The 16,287-nt window shown below is 72.5% G+C and carries 8 protein-coding genes and 3 tRNA genes; 3 read left to right on the top strand and 8 right to left on the bottom strand.

All coding sequences use genetic code 11. The annotated features are described in order from the left end of the window. Positions 1 to 83 precede the first annotated feature (83 nt). The gene (locus IPL40_13030) at positions 84 to 2,336 is read right to left on the bottom strand and encodes a hypothetical protein (protein MBK8482072.1); all 2,253 of its coding nucleotides are present in this window, start codon (positions 2,334 to 2,336) and stop codon (positions 84 to 86) included. Between the two features lie 22 nt (positions 2,337 to 2,358). Then, a complete protein-coding gene (locus IPL40_13025; protein MBK8482071.1) occupies positions 2,359 to 3,345 on the bottom strand; it encodes a phosphatase PAP2 family protein in 987 nt (328 codons plus the stop codon). A gap of 263 nt (positions 3,346 to 3,608) precedes the next feature. On the opposite strand from IPL40_13025, the gene IPL40_13020 reads away from it, so the two are divergent. Next, positions 3,609 to 3,682: transfer RNA gene (locus tag IPL40_13020), tRNA-Asp, on the top strand. A 148-nt stretch (positions 3,683 to 3,830) separates the two neighbouring features. Here IPL40_13020 and moeB read toward each other — a convergent pair. Further along, positions 3,831 to 5,039, bottom strand: coding sequence for a molybdopterin-synthase adenylyltransferase MoeB (moeB, locus tag IPL40_13015; GenBank protein ID MBK8482070.1), 1,209 nt, complete (start codon positions 5,037 to 5,039; stop codon positions 3,831 to 3,833). 376 nt (positions 5,040 to 5,415) lie between these two features. Between moeB and IPL40_13010 the strand changes: the two genes are divergently transcribed. Together IPL40_13010 and IPL40_13005 are read left to right on the top strand one after the other, a co-directional pair. Beyond that, positions 5,416 to 5,841 carry a hypothetical protein gene (locus IPL40_13010; protein ID MBK8482069.1) on the top strand — a complete coding sequence of 142 codons (426 nt, stop codon included), beginning with the start codon at positions 5,416 to 5,418 and terminating at the stop codon, positions 5,839 to 5,841. A 47-nt stretch (positions 5,842 to 5,888) separates the two neighbouring features. Continuing rightward, positions 5,889 to 5,978 (top strand) — tRNA-Ser (locus IPL40_13005). 50 nt (positions 5,979 to 6,028) lie between these two features. On the opposite strand, the gene IPL40_13000 is transcribed toward IPL40_13005, so the two are convergent. The 5 genes from IPL40_13000 to IPL40_12980 form a co-directional block, all read right to left on the bottom strand. Then, entirely contained in the window at positions 6,029 to 10,969 is a 4,941-nt protein-coding gene (locus tag IPL40_13000; protein ID MBK8482068.1) for a hypothetical protein, read from the bottom strand. A 113-nt stretch (positions 10,970 to 11,082) separates the two neighbouring features. Continuing rightward, positions 11,083 to 12,258, bottom strand: coding sequence for a GAF domain-containing protein (locus IPL40_12995; protein ID MBK8482067.1), 1,176 nt, complete (start codon positions 12,256 to 12,258; stop codon positions 11,083 to 11,085). 203 nt (positions 12,259 to 12,461) lie between these two features. Next, positions 12,462 to 12,535 (bottom strand) — tRNA-Arg (locus IPL40_12990). Positions 12,536 to 12,793: 258 nt separating this feature from the next. Beyond that, on the bottom strand, positions 12,794 to 15,535 hold the full coding sequence (locus IPL40_12985) for a cation-translocating P-type ATPase (GenBank protein ID MBK8482066.1): 2,742 nt from the start codon (positions 15,533 to 15,535) through the stop codon (positions 12,794 to 12,796). 103 nt (positions 15,536 to 15,638) lie between these two features. Beyond that, a complete protein-coding gene (locus tag IPL40_12980) occupies positions 15,639 to 16,067 on the bottom strand; it encodes a (deoxy)nucleoside triphosphate pyrophosphohydrolase (protein ID MBK8482065.1) in 429 nt (142 codons plus the stop codon). Positions 16,068 to 16,287: the final 220 nt, after the last annotated feature.

Raw genomic sequence — 16,287 nt, 5'->3', positions numbered from 1 at the left:
GGGTCGCGTGCGCAACCCGGTCCGCGTGCGCAACCCGGTCCGCGTGCGCAACCCGGTCCGCGTGCGCAACAGGGGGGCGCGCGCTACCAGCGCTCGTCGAAGCTGCGGGCCTCGAGGCTGCCATCCGCGTGGAGGCGGAAGATGCGAGCCGTACCTGCAGTGGCGGGGGTGCCGTTGCCCGCGCCGCCCGCGACGTCGGCCGTGAGCCGACCGTCATAGCTGCCGGCCGCCACCCAGATCACGCCACCGCCGCCACCGCCGGCGACGCTGACGGTGCCCCCGCGATCGCCGCCCCGAGCCTCGAGGCGCCCCGAGCCCTCGAGGCGCTCCGCGACGATCACCAGCAGCCCGCCACCGCCGCCGCCACCGCCCCAGAGGTTGTCGCTGCCGCCGCCGCCGCCGCCGCCGCCGTTCGAGCCCAGGCCACCGGGAGTCAGATTCGAGCTGCCGCCCGTGCCTCCGAGACCGTAGCTGTAGCCATCGGCATAGAAGGCACCCCAGCCGTTGCCCCCGGCGGCCGAGCAGGTACCCGCGCCACGGTAACCGTCGACGCCACCGGTGGCGGGCGTGGGTTGCCCCGTTTGTCCGCAGCCCGCGGCGCCCGCGCCACCGTTTCCGCCCGCACCTCCGGGCCCGATCGCGCCGGCTGTGGCCGTCGCCGAGATCGTCGGAGCGTCCTGCAGACGCAGCGTCTGTGCGCGCAGAAAGACGGCGCTGGGGCCGCCGGCGGCGTAGGTCAGATCAGCGGCGACGGTGAGCGCGCGCGCGGCGAGCGGGTTGCCGCGTGAGTAGAGGTAGCCGTCGAGCTGCGTGGCCGTGGCGATCACCTGATCGGGCAGCGAGCTGGGGGCAGGCAGTGCCGGGGCGAAGGGCAGGGCCGTGGGCGAGAGGTCGGCGTTGCCGTCGGCGGTCCAGCGATCGGTGAACTGCCGCCGGATCAGCAGCCCGCTCGGCAAGATCTGAAAGATGCGCGCCGTGCCCGGTTCTCCGCTGTACTGGAGACCGACGTTGGATTTCCCACCCTGCACGGAGGCCTGGAGGTTGCCCTGGTAGCTGCGGGTTGCCACAAAGATCACGCCGCCGCCGCCGGCGCCTGGTGCCGCGTTGCCGGTAATCCGCGCCCGCCCCCGCCCGCCCTCGGCACGAACGAGTCCGTGTCCGGTGATGGCGTCGGCCACGATCACGATCAGACCGCCACCGCCGGCGCCTCCGCCCCAGAGGTTGAAGGTGCCGCCGCCGCCGCCGCCGGCGCCCGTCCCGCCGGCGCCCCCCGGCGCGTTGGTGCCGGCGCCGCCCTGGCCGCCAAGGCCGTAGTCGGCGAAGGTCGTTGCGTAGACCTGTCCCCAACCCCTGCCAGCGCTTCCCATGCAGGTCCCGCCGACGGCCGGAAGGCCATCGCCCCCGGCGCTGCCGCCCGCGCCCGCCGTGCCGCCGCAACCGGTCGGCGCGCCGCCGCCGCTGCCCCCGGCGCCTGCGGTGCTGTCATCGACGTAGTCCTCTCCGTTGGCGACGAGCCTCGCGCGGCTGGTCAGGCGCAGCTCCGCGGCCAGGAGAAAGATCGCGGGACCGGTCGCGGGATTGGCGGCGACGGTGCCCTCGACCGTCAGCACCCGCGCGACGAGGGGGAGCTCGCGCCTGGTTTCGGGCGCTAAGCCGGCGAGCTTGAGATCCGCCGCAGTCAGCGGATCGGGCAAACTGAGGCCGGCATAGGGGGTCGCCGCGGCGTCGCCCGCACGAACGCCCTGCACCTGCCAGCTGCCCTCTCGGGCGCCGCAGGTGAGCGTCACGGTCACGGCCCCAAGCGCGAAGACCGTGAGCTCCGCTCGCTCGCCAGGGGTGTCCGGGCGCAGTCGCGGCACGGGCGGCGGTCCTGTCGCCGTCCAGGTCGCCGCGATGCGGCGCGCGCGCGTGCCCTGCCGAGCGTAGGAGGCCAGGCTGACGGGCTGACCGAGTTCCACGGTGAGCTGTCCGAGCGCCCCGGCGTTATCCCCGTCGAGCTCGAGCGAGAGCGTCTCCGCGGCGCTCGGACAGCCAGCGCTGCCGCCCTCCGTCGCGCCGGGGCTCACGTCTCGCGCGCCGTCGATCGAGCGATCGCGCAGGGTCACGACGGCATCGACGGGACCGCCCGAGCTCGCGTCGTCGGCGGGCGCGAAGCCCGCACGGACGCAAGCCGTCGCCCAAAGCACCAGGGGTGCGAGCAGCGCCACAGGCGCTCGGGCACCGCGCAGCTTCGCGCGCGTCCCCAGGCGCGCCCGCGAGCCGATGGGCGTCGTGGGCCGGCCGCAGCGGCGCTCGAGGGCCGCGCGCTGGCGCCATTCGGGGTTGCCGCAGCGCATCGGGGTCAAGTCCCTCCGGCCTTCAAAACGCGCCGACCAACGCCAGGCCGGCGGCACCACGTTCCGCCGTCGGGATCAGCAGGGGGCGTGAGGTCGAGCGTCGGTCGCGCGGGCGAGCGCGCGACGCGTCGCCCTTCCAACGGTAGTGTAGCCAGGTGGGGAGGCCCCAGCCGACGAGAAATCCGACCGCGCCGCCGATCAGCGAGTCGCTGAGGTAGTGGCGATCGGCCATCACCCGCAGCAGGCCCGTGACCGTGGCCGTGCCGATGGTCGCCGCGCAGGCCAGGCGATCGGCCCAGCCGCCGCCATAGAGCGGTAGCTGGGCGTGGTGAGCACAGGTCAGCCCCGCAGCGGCGGCGGTCATCGCGAAGTGCCCGCTCCAGAAGCCGGCCACCGCCGAGCTGGCGCCGCAACGAGGGTCGTAGCTGCGGTCGTCGAGGCAGCGCTCGTAGGCCGGCCGCGCGCGGCGGGCGGTCTTGTGCATCGCGCGCGAGGCGAAGGCCATTAGGCTCAACGCCTCGGCGTCGAGGGCGACGAGCTGCCAGGCCACGTCGACGCTGCGCCGCAGCGCGAGCGCGACGACGAGCGCATCGACCGCTGGGACGAGGTGGGTCAGCCCCCAGAAGACGTCGCTGGCGAGGTCCGCTCGCGCGCGGGCCGGGCGACTATGCAGGCGCAGCACGTCCTGCACGGCGTCGTCGAAGAGGATGCCTCCGCGCCAGCGCGGGCGGCTGCTGCGATAGGTTCCGAACTGCACGTAGGCCAGCAGCGCCAGGCTCGTCGCCGTCGCCAGGTACTCCCAGGCGCGCATGCGCGGCCACCGCTCGTCCCAATGCAGCGGCGTGGGCTTGGTCGGCGGGCCTGGGGCCTGGGGCTCGGCGACCTGCTGGCGCTTGGCCGGGACCCCCGCGGCTGCCGCGCCTGGCCCGTTGGCGAAGGATCGCGGGTCGCCGCCAACGGCGACGACGACGAGCAGCGCGGCTGCGACGCCGCGCCGACGCGACCGCACAGCGCCACGCGCTGGGCCCGGACCTGCCCGGCCTCCGCCTGAAGGCCCCGCCGCCAGGCAGCGGCCCGCCCCCTCCCCCGGGTGGCGCGCGTGGCCGGTCTTGCTGTCGGGGTCGCTGCGGGGGTTGCCGCTGGAGTCGCCGCTGGAGTCGCCGCTGGGCTGGGTGCTGGGCTTGCTGCTTGACACGGTTCCGGGCGCTTGCTACGGAGAGGGCCGCGAAGGGCTATTAGGACGCCAATCGCGGCGAAAGGCTACGGTTCATTGGGGCGGTAGTTAAGTCGGTTATAACGCCGGCCTGTCACGCCGGAGGCCGCGGGTTCGAGTCCCGTCCGCCCCGCTTTATCCCCCGCCGGTTTCAAACCGCGGGGGATATTTTTTTCAGCTCAACGACGTTCAATCTCATCTCATCTCGGCGCCGGCAGGGCGACTCGATGGCGGCGATCGCTTCGCGCGGCAGCGTCGAATCGCCTCAATAGCGCGGCCCCTCAATAGCGCGGCAGTGTCGGATCGATGCGCGCGGCCCAGGCGTCGATGCCGCCGGCGAGGACGCGAAGGCCCGTGAAGCCCGCCTGGCGCAGCAGGTGGAAGGCCCGCTCGGCCCGCGTCCCGTGGTGGCAATAGATGACGTAGCTGCGCTCGAGAGCGAGCTCGTGCAGCCGCGCGGGGAGCTGGCCCAGGGGGATCAGCGTGGCCTCTGGAAGCCGCACGAGCGCGTGTTCATGCGCTTCGCGCACATCGAGCAGCGCAGGCGTCTCACCCGTCGCGCGCGCCTTGCACAGCGCCTCGACCTCGCAGTAGGCAATCGGCGGCGACGACGCCGCCGCCGCGCAGCTGCCGCTGGCCTGGCCGCAGAGCGCCTCGTAGTTGTCGTCGAGCGCGGTGATCGTCGGCGCGTCCCCGCAAAGCGCACACGCGGGATTGCGCGCGATGGCGAGCTCACGGCAGCGCGCGCCCAGTCCGTCCAGCAAGAGCAGCCGACCGATCAGCGGCTCGCCCTCTGCGAGCAGCAGCTTCAGCACCTCGAGCGCCTGCATCGCGCCGATGATGCCCGGCAACACGCCGAGGACGCCGCTCTCGGCGCAGGAGGGCACGAGCCCGGGCGGTGGTGGCTCGGGGAAGAGACAGCGATAGCAGGGCCCGCGACCCGGGTGGAAGACGCTGAGCTGCCCGGCGAAGCGATAGACGCTCCCCGAGACGTTGGGTTTGCCGAGGAGGACGGCAGCGTCGTTGACTAGGTAGCGCGTGGCGAAGTTGTCCGAGCCGTCGGCAATCACGTCGTAGTCGCGCAGCAAGCCAAGCGCGTTGGTGCGGACCAGGCGCAGCGCGTGCGGCACGACGGTGATCGCCGGGTTGAGCGCCCGCAGGCGTGCGCAGGCGGCGTCGAGCTTGGGTCGGCCGAGGTCGCTGCTGTCGTAGAGGATCTGCCGCTGGAGGTTGGTCAACTCGACCACGTCGCCATCGACGAGGCCAAGCGTGCCGACGCCCGCTGCGCCGAGGTAGAGCGCGAGCGGTGAGCCCAGCCCGCCCGCGCCGACGCAGAGCACGCGCGCCTGCTTGAGGCGCCGCTGTCCGGCGGCAGTGACCTCGGGAAGGATCAGCTGCCGGCCGTAGCGCAGCAGCTCGTCGCGCGTGAGTTCCGCTGCCCCTGCGTCCATCGTCCTGACCCTCGATGCGTCGCGCGCCGGCAGGGCCATGGCCGCCGGCCTCGCGCGCGGCGCCTACCCTAGGGGACATTCCTGCGGGTTGCAAAGCTCCGCGCCGGCTCCGCGCTGGCTCCGCGCTAGCTCCGACGGCGCACCGGGCCTGCGCCGCTCGCGACCAGGGCCCGCCCCCGACGGCTCGGTTGCTTATCCCAGCGTTTCCTACGCAAGGGTGGCAACGGCCCGACGGATCCGAGCGCGGCTTTCGAGAAAAAGCCAAAGAAGACGATTCCGTGGCCACGATCGGGCAGGCCTTGCTGCGCTGGCACGGGTGCTGCTTTACCGCGGCCCACGCTCCGGTCGCCGCGCGAGCTTGCGGTGGCCGCAGGCGCTTCCCCACGGCTCCTTGAACACTGGGAGGGATTCAAGCATGTGTTACCCGGCCGCCCGCCGATCGGTGCCCTTTTCGCACCGAGGCTCCGCCGCGCTCCTGGGCGCGCTCGCCCTTGCCCTCACCCATCTGATCTTCGCCAGCGCCCCGGCCCACGCCCGCGTCTGGCTGGAGACCGCACCGGTAGCCGCCCGCGCCGAGTTGGCGTCGTCACCCTCGACGCCGGTCAGGGCGTCCAACGCTTCGGGTGCCACCGAGGAGCGAGCCCGGCCCGCTGGGGTATGCCTCGGCAGCTACTGGCCGGTCGGCCCGCTGGACTGCGGAAGGGCGGCCGAGCAGGGCGCCCGGCGTGGTCGCAGCGCCGCCGGGGAAGAGGGCGAGGGCTGGCTCTCGCTGCTCAGCGTGCGCCACCCGACGCGCCTGCCTCCGGCGCCGGCTCCGGGGTTGTCTTTTGGAACGCCATGAGCTACCAACGGGCGGCCTGCAGGGCTGTGCTTGCGCTCGGCGGGCGTGGAGAGATGACCGAGTGGCCGAAGGTACCGGTTTGCTAAACCGGCGTGGGGGGTAAACCCCCACCGAGGGTTCGAATCCCTCTCTCTCCGCCGCAGCTCAGGCCACCTCGAGCGCGCTTCAGGTCCACATCGACCGCAGCTCAGGTCCACATCGACCGGAAGAGCCGCGCGTAATCCTCCGAGACCGCGAAGCGCATCAAGGCGGCGAGCTCGGTCTGCCCGTTCAGCGCCGCCGGAAGCAGGCCCTGGGACGCCGCGAGGGCCCCGAGCGCTGCGCCGGGATCGCGGCTGAGCACCAGCGCGACGCGGTCGGCCCAGCGTTCCAGTCGGCGGCGATAGCGTGACCACATCTGCGGGTCGGCGGCCTCGGTGGCGAGCTGGGCCAAGTGACGGCGTGTCTTGCGTGGCAGCAGGTGGCCAATGACCTGCCGCAGCTGCGCGGCCCGCGGCGACAGTCCCCGGCTGCCCTGCAGCGCGGCGAAGATCTCCGCGATGCGGTCGTCGTCGAGCTGCAACGCCACCGCGCCACCGCCCGCGCCGCGCACGAGCGCACGCCCGACCCAGAAGCGAAAGGCCGGGCTCTCCAGCTGCGCGCTCAGCGCGCGATCCAAGCGCAGCGGCAGCGGATGACCGATCCCCGGGTTGGCCCCCGCCTCCGCGACGAGGGCGACACGTACGGGTCCGATGCCGAGCGAGGTGGCAAGCTGAAGCACCGCCAGGGTGACCGGGTGGTTCGGAGCGAGCTCTGGCGCGGCGCCGGCCGCGCCGAAGACCTCCTCCAGCGCCGGCACCAGCGTCTTGAGCAGCTCTTGGAGCGCGTCCATTCGCCGCTCGGGCTGGGGCGGCTCGGCGGCCACGATGCGCGGGCGCGCCTCGGCGGCGCTGAAGCTGGCGAGCAGCGCCTGCTCTTCGATCGTGGCCGCTTCCAGCAGCACGAGCAGGGCCGCGGCCGCGGCCGCGATCTCCGAGGCGGCGTTGCGCACCAGACCATGCAGGGCGGCGCCCTGCGTCGGGTCACCGTCGAGCACATGGCGGTACTGCTGCGCGGCTGCCTCGCGTTCGCCTTGCTGCTCCAACGCCTGCGCCATCAAGAGGTGGAGCTCTGCGCCCTCGGCGGCCGTGAAATTCTGGGCGCCGCCCTCGAGCGGCTGCAGCGCCGCTTGGAGCTGAGGCAGCGCCCGCCCGGGTTCGTTCAGGTCCTCGAGCGCTATGCGCGCGATCAGGCGGCGGAGCAGCCAGGCCTCGTGCGGCTCGCTTTCGTCGACCAGCCGCTCGGCGAGGGTCAGGAGGCGACGGCGCTCCTCGGTCGCCGGATAGAGCGCGCGCAGCGCCTGGAGCGCGTCCTCGTGGTGGGCCGCTTCGCGCACCGAGTCCTGCTCGCCGCGTTCGCCGAGCGCCTGGTCCTGCAGGCCGATGCGCACGATCTGAGCCAGCCGGAGCTTGGCCCAGCGCCGGGTCTCGTCGCTGCCGCGCTCGACGAGCTGCTCGAGCAACGCCCGCGCCGCGTCCCATTCGCCCAGCGTGCTGGCGAGCTCGAGCCTGAGCTGCACCAGCTCCAGGTCGTCCGGGAACACGTGCTCGGCCTCCTCCAGCACCGCACGCGCTCGCTCTGGCTCGTGCAGCTCCTTCAGCCACAGGCGCGCCTGCTCGATCCACGCGCGCCGGCGCAAGGTTGGGTCGCTGCTGCAGGCGGCGAGCTGCGCGAGCGTGGCGGCAGCATCCGACCAATAATGCTGGCGACTCTGAATCGCCGCCAACGCGCTCAGCGTCTCGGTATCGTCCGGGCGCAGCTCGAGCAGCGAACCGAGCTCGGTGAGCGCCCGGTCGAGACGCTGCCGGTTGGCGCTGTCCGCAGCAGGATGAGCCGATAACAGGCGCGCATGCCGCGCTAGCAGCTCGGCCTTGCGCTCGCCGTCGCCGCAGGCGCGGATCGCGCGTTGGTAGCGTCGCGATAGTTCGTCGTCGTCGCCGCGCTGGGTCAGGAGGCGCTCAGCCTCGGCGAAGACCTGGACGTCGCCAGGGTCGTCGGCCAGGCTGGCGGCCAGGCTGTTCAGGGCGCGCGCCGAATCGCCAAGCCGCTCTTCCCATAGCCACGCGGCGTGGAGGCTGAAGCTGCGCCGGTTGGCCGGGTCGACGCAGGCCTCCGCCGCGCGGTCGAGCAGCTCGGCGAGGGCGGCGCCGTCATCGCGCTGCTCCGCCAGCGCCGCCAGCAGCAGCAGCGCGGGCAACCAGCGAGCATCGAGGTTGAGGCATTCGCGCGCCAGGCGCTCCGCATCGGCGGGCGCAGCGGCGAGCACGTGCGCGCTGGCGGCGTGGGCGAGCCCCTGCACCCTGCCGGCGCGGTCGAGCTCGAGTTGCGCCTCGTGCTCGCGCAGCTTGGCGACCTCGGCCCAGCGCTCGAGCCGCACCAGGTTGCGCTCGAGACACCAGATCACGGCCGGGTCGGTCGGCCGCCGTTCGTGGGCTTGGCGCACGAGCACGAGCGCTGCGGCGGCGCCGGCGCCGCTCTCGGCCTGCAGCTCGTCATGGTGCGCAGCCTCGAGCAGGTAGGCGGCAGCAAGGTACGGATCCGCAATGCCCGCGACCTCGGTGGCGAGCCATTCGGCCAACGCGGCCGCGCCGAGGCGCGCCTGAACCCGTGCCTGCTCCTCGTGCAGCGCACCCGGGAAGGCCACCGCGGCCTGGGCGTAGAGGGCGGCATCGGGCGGCTGCTCCAGTTGCAGCTCCCGGAGCCGCGCGAGCTGCAACGCCCACAGCCCGCGTTCCTCTTCGCTGCCGGCGCGCTCGAGCAGCGAGAGCAGCAGCTCGGCGGCTTCGCTCCACCAGCCGTGGCGAAGCTGGAGCCGCAACAGACCCCAGTAGGCGCTCGAGGGGGCGTCGGGGTGGCGCTGCAGCGCGGCCGCGAAGAGCTGCGCCGCACGCGCGCTGTCGCCGAGCTGCCAGCCCGCGACCTCGGCCGCACGGCAGAGCGCCGCCGCCGCGCTCGCGGCGTCGTGCCGCGCGGCCGCATACTGCTCGAGCACGGTGACGAGCTCGCCCCAGCGCTGCTCACTGCGCGCCAGCCGCTCGAGCGCCACGAGCGCCGGGGTGTAGGTCGGATCGTGGGCCAGCGCGCGCGCGTAGGCGTCGATGGCGGCTGCGTGCTCGCCGAGCCGCTCGGCGAGCAGGCGACCGATGCGGCAGAGCAGGAGCGGGGCGTCGGGGCGCGTGGGTTGCTGGTTCAACTCATGGTGGTGCAGCGCCACCAGCTCCTGCCAGCTTCCGCGGCGGTGGAGGAGGCGGCCAATCCCATGCACGGCGGCGAGGCTTCCCGGGTTGCGGGTGAGCACCTCGCGGTAGAGCGCCAGCGCCTGCTCGCTCTCGTCGAGCCGCTCGAGTCGGCGGGCGGCCAGCAAGCGCCAACCCTCGCCTTCGGCGGCGTCGCGCGTCGCCTCGGCCTGCTCGAGCAGCAGCGGCAGCAGCTCGTGGTCGCGCCCGGCTCGGGCGTAAATCTCGATCCGTTCCAGCGCGACGAGGCGGCCGCCGTCGTCTTCCGGTATCGCGGCGAGCGTGCCGATCGCGGCCCCCGGGTTGCGCTGCGCGTCGGTCTGCAGCCGCGCCTGTTGCAGCAGGAGGTGAGTGCGTGTCGCGGGATCGTGGCTCGCGGCCGCCTGCTGCCCCAGCAGCTCGATCAGGGCGTCATGGCGCTCGACGCGTCGCAGCAGCGCCGCCAGCCCGACGAAAGCGACGTGCAGGCCCGGCAGCAGCTCGAGCGCGCGGCGGTAGGCCGCGATCGCCTCGTCGCTGCGACCGAGCTCTTGATCGAGCACCTCGGCCAGCTCGACGTAGCGCACGGCGCGCGCCTCGGCAGGGAGCGTCCCTTCCGTCTCGGGATTGGCGATGGCGACCAGCGGCTCGAAGTCGCCGCGTTGTCGATGCAGGGTCGCGAGGGACTGCAGGGCAGGCAGGTAACCCGGCACCTCGCTGAGGGCCTGGCGGTAGGCCACGATCGCCCCTTCGGCATCGCGCTGCTGCTCGTGCAGAAAATCGCCGATGCGCGTCAGCAATGCCGCGCGGCCCTGTCGATCGGGGGTGTGAACGAGCAGCAGCCGCAAGGTCTCGAGCAGCTCACGTCCCTGGCCCTTGAGCTCGTAGGCCTCGGAGAGCCGCTGCAGCAGCGCGGCATCGTCGGGCATCAGGCGCGCCGCGCGGGCCAGAAGGCGCCGCGCCGCGTCGCTGTCACCCGTCAGGTCGAGATGCAGCGCACCGCCCTGTTGCCACAGGCGCGCGCGCAGGCTGCTATCGCGCACGACATCGGCCAGTCGCTCGAGAGCGCGGGCGAGGCCTGCCCATTCGCCATTGCGCTCATGGAGTTGAGCCAGCGCGAGCAGCGTCGGTGCGTGACGCGGATCCACGTCGACCGCGCGGCGGTAGGCGCTGCCGGCCGCCTCTGACTGCTGCAGGCGCGTCTCGAGCAAGGTCCCCGCTGCGTAGAGTAGCTGGGCCCGCGCGCCCGGTTCGTTGAGGCAGTTGGCGAGCTGCTTGAGCGCCCCGACGGTGTCTTCGTCGAGCGCGAGCTCGCGGCCCAGCGCGACGACGCGGAGCAGCGCAGGCACATGGGTGGGCTGGAGGCGCAGCGCCTGACGCAGCAGCGCCAGCGCGCGCTGGGGTCGACCCAAGGCGTAGCGCTCGAGGGCTGCCAGCTCGAAGAGCAGCGCGGCGCGGACCTCGCTCTCGCCGCCACCGCTGAGCTCACGTTGGCCGACAGCCAGCGCACGCCGGTAGTCGCCCTGCTGCATCAGCAACCGGCGCGCGCGGCCGAGCAAGCCGCTGTTGGTCGCGCCCAGGGTCAACGCCTGCTCGAGGTCGGTCACCACGGCTGCCGTAGCATCGAGCCCTGCCGGCGCGGCGCCCACCGCTTCGAGCCACATCAGGGCGGCGCGCTCGGGTTGGCGAGGCGTCAGGTAAGCGGCCTCGTGGCGGAAGATCTCGCGCCGCTCATGCCACCAGCCCGGGAGCAGCTGTGCGCTGGCCGAGGCCGGCGGCGCGGGCGCCGAAGTTGCCGCTGGTGGCGAATCCTCGCCGGAAGGCAATGGCGCCATGCGTTCCACGCTAAGCGAATGCCCGCGAGCCAGCAAGCTCGATCGGACGCTGCTCGGCGGCTCCAGTTGCTCCCTGAGCGGCAGGCCGCGCGACGCTGGTCGCTGGCTCGCCGTCAGTCGCCGGTGCGTTGGTTGCCCCGGACGAGGCGTTCGTAGGCCAGCGCGGCCCGCTCTGCGACGCGCTGCAGGAGCTCGACGTTGCCGTCACTCAGCGGCGTCTTGCTCTGGACACAGATCAGGTTGATCACGCGCTCCAGCAGCATCACGGGCACCACGCAGCAGGCCTGCGGCGTGGGCGCCTGCAGATAGGTCGCGATCATGGCCTGCATGCCGTCCTCGCCGGCCATCGCGCGGAGCGGGGTGTGCTCGGCGGTGGCGCGCTGTAGCAGTGAGGCCGTGTTGATCGGCACGACGAGGCTGCGCACCTGCTTCTGCGACGAGGCCCCGCCCCACGCCGCCAGCCCGACGGCCATCTCATTGCGCACGAGCAAGAGGAGACTCAGCGTCACGCTCGCGTTGACGGGCTCGACCATGGCCTTGATCAGCTCGTCGCGAGCGGTGGCCTGGTCGATGCGAGCGAGCAGCGGGTCGCCGGCGCTGCTGGCTGCGGCGGGTTTCGTCGGCAGCTCGACCTCGACGTCGAAGGCATCGTCTGCGCAGGCTCGCGGCACCTCGTCGAGGTAGACGAGCTCGAAGCTGCCGCTGACGGAGCCACCCGGGGCGCGCGGCCGGGGCGTGGGTGGCGCTGCGGCGACGACCGGCGTGGTCTCCGGGGCGGCAACTGTCGGTTGAAGATAGGTGCGGCGCTCGTCGCGCGGTTCGGGCGAGCCTGGTTGCCGCAGAAAGCGCTTGGGACGCGGGATGCCGTAGTGGCGCTCGAGGGCATAGAGCAGCCGGAGCTGAGGGGCGACAAAGGGCTGGATTTGCACGCGCAGCCCGGCGCGAAGGTAGTCGAGCACGTCCTCGCGCAGCGGATCGAGCAGCGCCACCTGCAGGGTTTGGCCGAGCAGCCGAAAAGGGAGCAGCTTGTACTTGCCGCAAACGGTCGCCGGGATCGCGCTCAGGACCCGCGGATCGGGTGCGGTGAGATCGCTGGGCCCGACCGCGGGCACCCCAAGCTGGAAGGCCAGCACGTCGGAGAGCGCGTCGACCGAGGTGAAGCCGAGCTCGACCACGTTCGAGCCCAGGCGCCCAGCGTTGACCACCTGGCTGTGCAGCGCCGTGCTGAGCTGCTCGGCCGTGATCAGCCCATTTTGCAGCAGCAGCTCGCCGAGCTTGGGGCGCGACACGTTAGCAGCTCCTCGGGCTCAAGAACCAAGGGTGTCGCCCGCGGGTCGGGCGAGCTTCGGTGGTGCCAGCGGCGCCACCCAGTCGGCCGCTACGGCCGCTACACCGCTACCTCGCTACCCCGCGCCCCTCAGGGCTGCTTGGCGGCGCTGCCTGGCGAGGCGTCGTGTCTAATGACCATCCGTGCCGAATTATGCTGGCTGGGTGCACCCGGAGCGATTCGAACGCCCGACCCTCGGTTCCGTAGACCGATGCTCTATCCAACTGAGCTACGGGTGCCTATCGTGTTGCGACTTGTGTGCTGCGACTTGTGTGTCGACCGCGCCTAGCCGCGACGCCTCCTGCCCTGTCACTCTGCGATGCCGTCGCCGATCCTCACGATGCAGCGCGCGAGCCACAGCACCGCACAACGGGGACACGCTCACGCGGGCCGATGACCTGAGCGCCGGCCCCTTCTCGGCTGCCGTCGCAGTGCGAGGGCGCGTGCCGGGCTGCGACGGCAGTCGTCAGCCACCGCCGGGAAAACTCGTAGCATCATCACTTCGCCGTGGTCAAGCACCGGCGCCGCGCCCAGGCGGCGAGCTTGATTGACTCCACCAGCACGAGCGGCAGGCTGCTGATCGCCGCCAGCGCTCCGAGGTCATCCCAGGGCAGGGCGCGGGTGTGAAAGATCGGCTGCAGCGGTCGCACGTAGATCGCGAGGCCGAGCAGGGCGAGGCTGAAGAGGATTGCCGCCCAGAGCGGGCGATTGGAGAACCAGCCCAACTCGAAGTTCGAGGCCGTCGTCGAGCGGCAATTGAACGCGTGGAAGAGCGCCGTCAGGCTGAGGGTCGCGAAGCAGCCCGTCTGCGCCAGGCGATGCGTCGGGGCATGCAGGGTGTGCGGCTGGCCGGCGAGCAGAGCGAAGGTCGTCAGCGCCGCGCCTGCCATCAGGATGCCGATGACCAGCATCCGCCAGTAGGCCCTGGCGTCGAGCGCCGGGGCCTGCGGGTCGCGAGGCGGAGCGGCCATCAGCCCCGGCTCTGTCGGCTCCAAGCCGAGCGCCAGCGCGGGCAGCCCATTGGTGATCAGGTTGATCCACAGAATCTGGGTCGGCGATAGGGGTGGCGCCCAACCGAAGAGCCCGGCCGCAAAGACGGTGAGCACGATGCCCGCGTTGGAGGAGAGCAGGAAGAAGATGAACTTCTTGATGTTGCTGAAGATCGCCCGGCCCTCTTCGACCGCGGCGACGATCGTCGCGAAGTTATCGTCGGCGAGCACGAGATCGGCCGCGGCCTTGGTCACCTCGGTGCCGGTGCGGCCCATCGCGACGCCGATGCCGGCGGCCTTGACCGCGGGTGCGTCGTTGACGCCGTCGCCCGTCATCGCACAGACCTTGCCGCGGGCCTGCAACGCCTCGAGCACGCGCAGCTTATGGGCGGGGGTGGCGCGGGCGACGATGCGCAGGGTGTCGAGGCGCGCCGCCAACGCCTCGTCGTCGAGCGCATCGAGCTCGGCGCCGCTGAGCAGCGTGCCCTCCGCATCGGCCGACTGCGGTGCCGTGAGCTCGAGCTCCCGCGCGACCGAGCGCGCGGTTGCCGGAAGGTCGCCGGTGATCATCATGGTGATGATGCCGGCCTGATGCGCGCGCGCGATCGCCGCGCGGGCCTCGGGCCGCGGCGGGTCGTCGAGCGCGACGAGGCCGAGCAGGGTCAGCTCGCATTCCCAGTCCTCGAGCACCTCGGGTGCGTGCTCCCGCGCAGCGAGCGCGACCACGCGCATGGCCTCAGCCCCCCAGGCCGTCGTCTGCGCCAGCAGGCGCTCGCGCTCCGCGGCCGTCAGCGCCGTCGAGCTGCCATCGGCCCGCAGCGTGCGCTGGGCCCGCGCCAGGATCACCTCGGGCGCCCCGCGCACCAGCGCGCGCGGCCGGTCGCCGTCGGCCACGACCAGGGTGGCTAGCTTGCGCGTCGAGGTGAAGGTGAGGTCATGCAGCACCGCGCGCGGTCCGAGCCCCGTCATGCCGGCTTCCAGGGCGAGGCGCGCGAGCGCGACCTCGGTGGGGTTGCCGCCGCGCACGACGATCTCGCCGGCCTCGCGCGCCAGCGTTACATCGCGCACATGAGCCGCGTGTTCGACGAGCTGCCAGAGGGCGGGGTGATCGCGTGGGATGACGCGGACCCTGGTGTTGTGCTCGCTGATCAGGTGGAACGCGCTGATCTCGTCGGCCGTCTCCGCGCTCACCTGGTAGGTGAGTCCGGCGGTCGCGATCCGGCGCACCGTCATCAGGTTCTGCGTCAGGGTACCGGTCTTGTCGGTGCAGATGATCTGCGCCGCGCCGAGGCCTTCGACGGCGGGCAGGTGCCGCACCAGCGCCTGACGTCGAGCCATGCGCTGGGTGCCCAGCGCCAGGACGATCGTGGTGATCGCCGGCAGGCCCTCGGGGATGGCGGCGACCGCGAGGCTGACCGCCGTCAGCAGCAGCTCGGCGAAGGTCTGTCGCCCGGCCGCCAGCCCGACCGCAAAGACCACCGCCGACACGGCGACGCAGGCCCAGACGACCCAGCGGCCGAAGCGCGCCAGGTAGCTCTGCAGCGGCGTCGGCTCGCTGCTGATCGCGCCGAGCATGCCGGCGATCTTGCCCAGCTCGGTGTCCATGCCGGTGGCGACGATCAAGGCGCTGCCGCGGCCCTGCACGACCTCGGTGCCCATCCAGAGCATGTTGCTGCGTTCGGCTAGTGCGGTGGCGGCATCGAGCGCGCCTCGATGGCATTTGCCGACCGGCAGCGCCTCGCCGGTCAGCATCGCCTCGCGGACCTCGAGCGCGTGGCCTTCGAGCAGGCGTGCGTCGGCAGCGACGCGGTCACCTTCGCTGAGCACCAGGATGTCGCCCGGGACGAGCTCGGTCGCGTCGACGCAGCGCAGGACGCCGTCGCGCCGCACCCTGGCCTGCGGACTCGTGAGGTCGCGCAGCGCGGCAAGGGCGCGCTCCGCGCGTTTTTCTTGGAGCAGGCCGACCACCGCGTTGAGCGCGACGATGATCAGGATCGCCAGGGTGTCGCCGTAGCGCGCGAGCCCATGCTCCGCGGGGTCCCCGGTGAGCCACGCTATGACGGCCGCGATCACGGCCGCGACGAGCAGGGCGACGACGGTGATGTCGCGGAGCTGGCCGAGCAAGCGAGCGCTGAGTGAAGGCGGGGCCTGCTCGGCCAAGCGGTTGGCACCGTGGACGGTCAGCAGCTCCGCTGCGCGCGCTTGCGTCAGCCCGAGTTTCGGGACGACCGCGAGCCGCGCGACGAGCATGTCCGCGTCTAGCGCATGCCAAAGCGGATCGCTGGCCGATTGGCGGCTGGCGGCTGCGCTGTGGGGTGGTCTTGGCGTCGCCATCGGCGCGCCCGATCCCTCTTCAGGCCTGGGGCGGCTTCTTCGGCTTGCCACGCCCGACGAAGGTCTGCACGTCCTCGAGCGTCTGCCGATCGGCTGGTGGCAGCGGATACTGCGAGAACTCGTGCGCCTCGACCCAGCGGTACTCCTTGACCGCCAGGGTCTCCAGGTCGGCCGACTCGAGCTCCGCCTCGTAGAGGACGAGCTCGACGCTGTAGCCCTCGTAGTCGTGGCGGCGGAAGGCGACCGGCGCACCGACGCGGACCGTGGCGGAGAGTCGCTCTTTCAGCTCGCGCTGCAGCGCCGCCGCGTCGCTCTCACCGGGCTCGACGCGCCCGCCGGGGAACTCCCAGAGCAATGGCAGGGAGGCCGTCTCGCGCCGCTGGGTGATCAGGTACTTGCCATCACGCTGAATCACCGCTGCGACCACCCGAAAGCTCTGCTGCGCCATCGCGAAGACTCCATGTCGGCCCGTGTCCAGCCTGGCTCGCGTTGCGCCCCCAGTCAGGGACGCAGCTCTGAGGGACGCAGCCTAAGGCACGCAGCGCGCGACGCACCGACGCCGTCGCGCCCGTCGCGCCCGTCGCGCCCGTCGCGCCCGTCGCGCCCCGATCAGGACCTCAGGACCTCAGGACCTCAGGACCTCAGGACCTCAGGACACTGAGCACGCC

Source organism: Pseudomonadota bacterium (assembly GCA_016711215.1).
In the GTDB taxonomy this organism is placed as follows: domain Bacteria; phylum Myxococcota_A; class Polyangia.
This window is presented reverse-complemented; position numbering and strand designations above follow the sequence as displayed.

Excerpts from the sequence above, each read along its gene's own strand:
- IPL40_13030 (MBK8482072.1), bottom strand. The coding sequence starts at position 2,336 with ATGCGCTGCGGCAACCCCGAATGGCGCCAGCGCGCGGCCCTCGAGCGC.
- moeB (MBK8482070.1), bottom strand. The coding sequence starts at position 5,039 with ATGGCCCTGCCGGCGCGCGACGCATCGAGGGTCAGGACGATGGACGCA.
- IPL40_13010 (MBK8482069.1), top strand. The coding sequence starts at position 5,416 with ATGTGTTACCCGGCCGCCCGCCGATCGGTGCCCTTTTCGCACCGAGGC.
- IPL40_13000 (MBK8482068.1), bottom strand. The coding sequence starts at position 10,969 with ATGGCGCCATTGCCTTCCGGCGAGGATTCGCCACCAGCGGCAACTTCG.
- IPL40_12985 (MBK8482066.1), bottom strand. The coding sequence starts at position 15,535 with ATGCTCGTCGCGCGGCTCGCGGTCGTCCCGAAACTCGGGCTGACGCAA.
- IPL40_12980 (MBK8482065.1), bottom strand. The coding sequence starts at position 16,067 with ATGGCGCAGCAGAGCTTTCGGGTGGTCGCAGCGGTGATTCAGCGTGAT.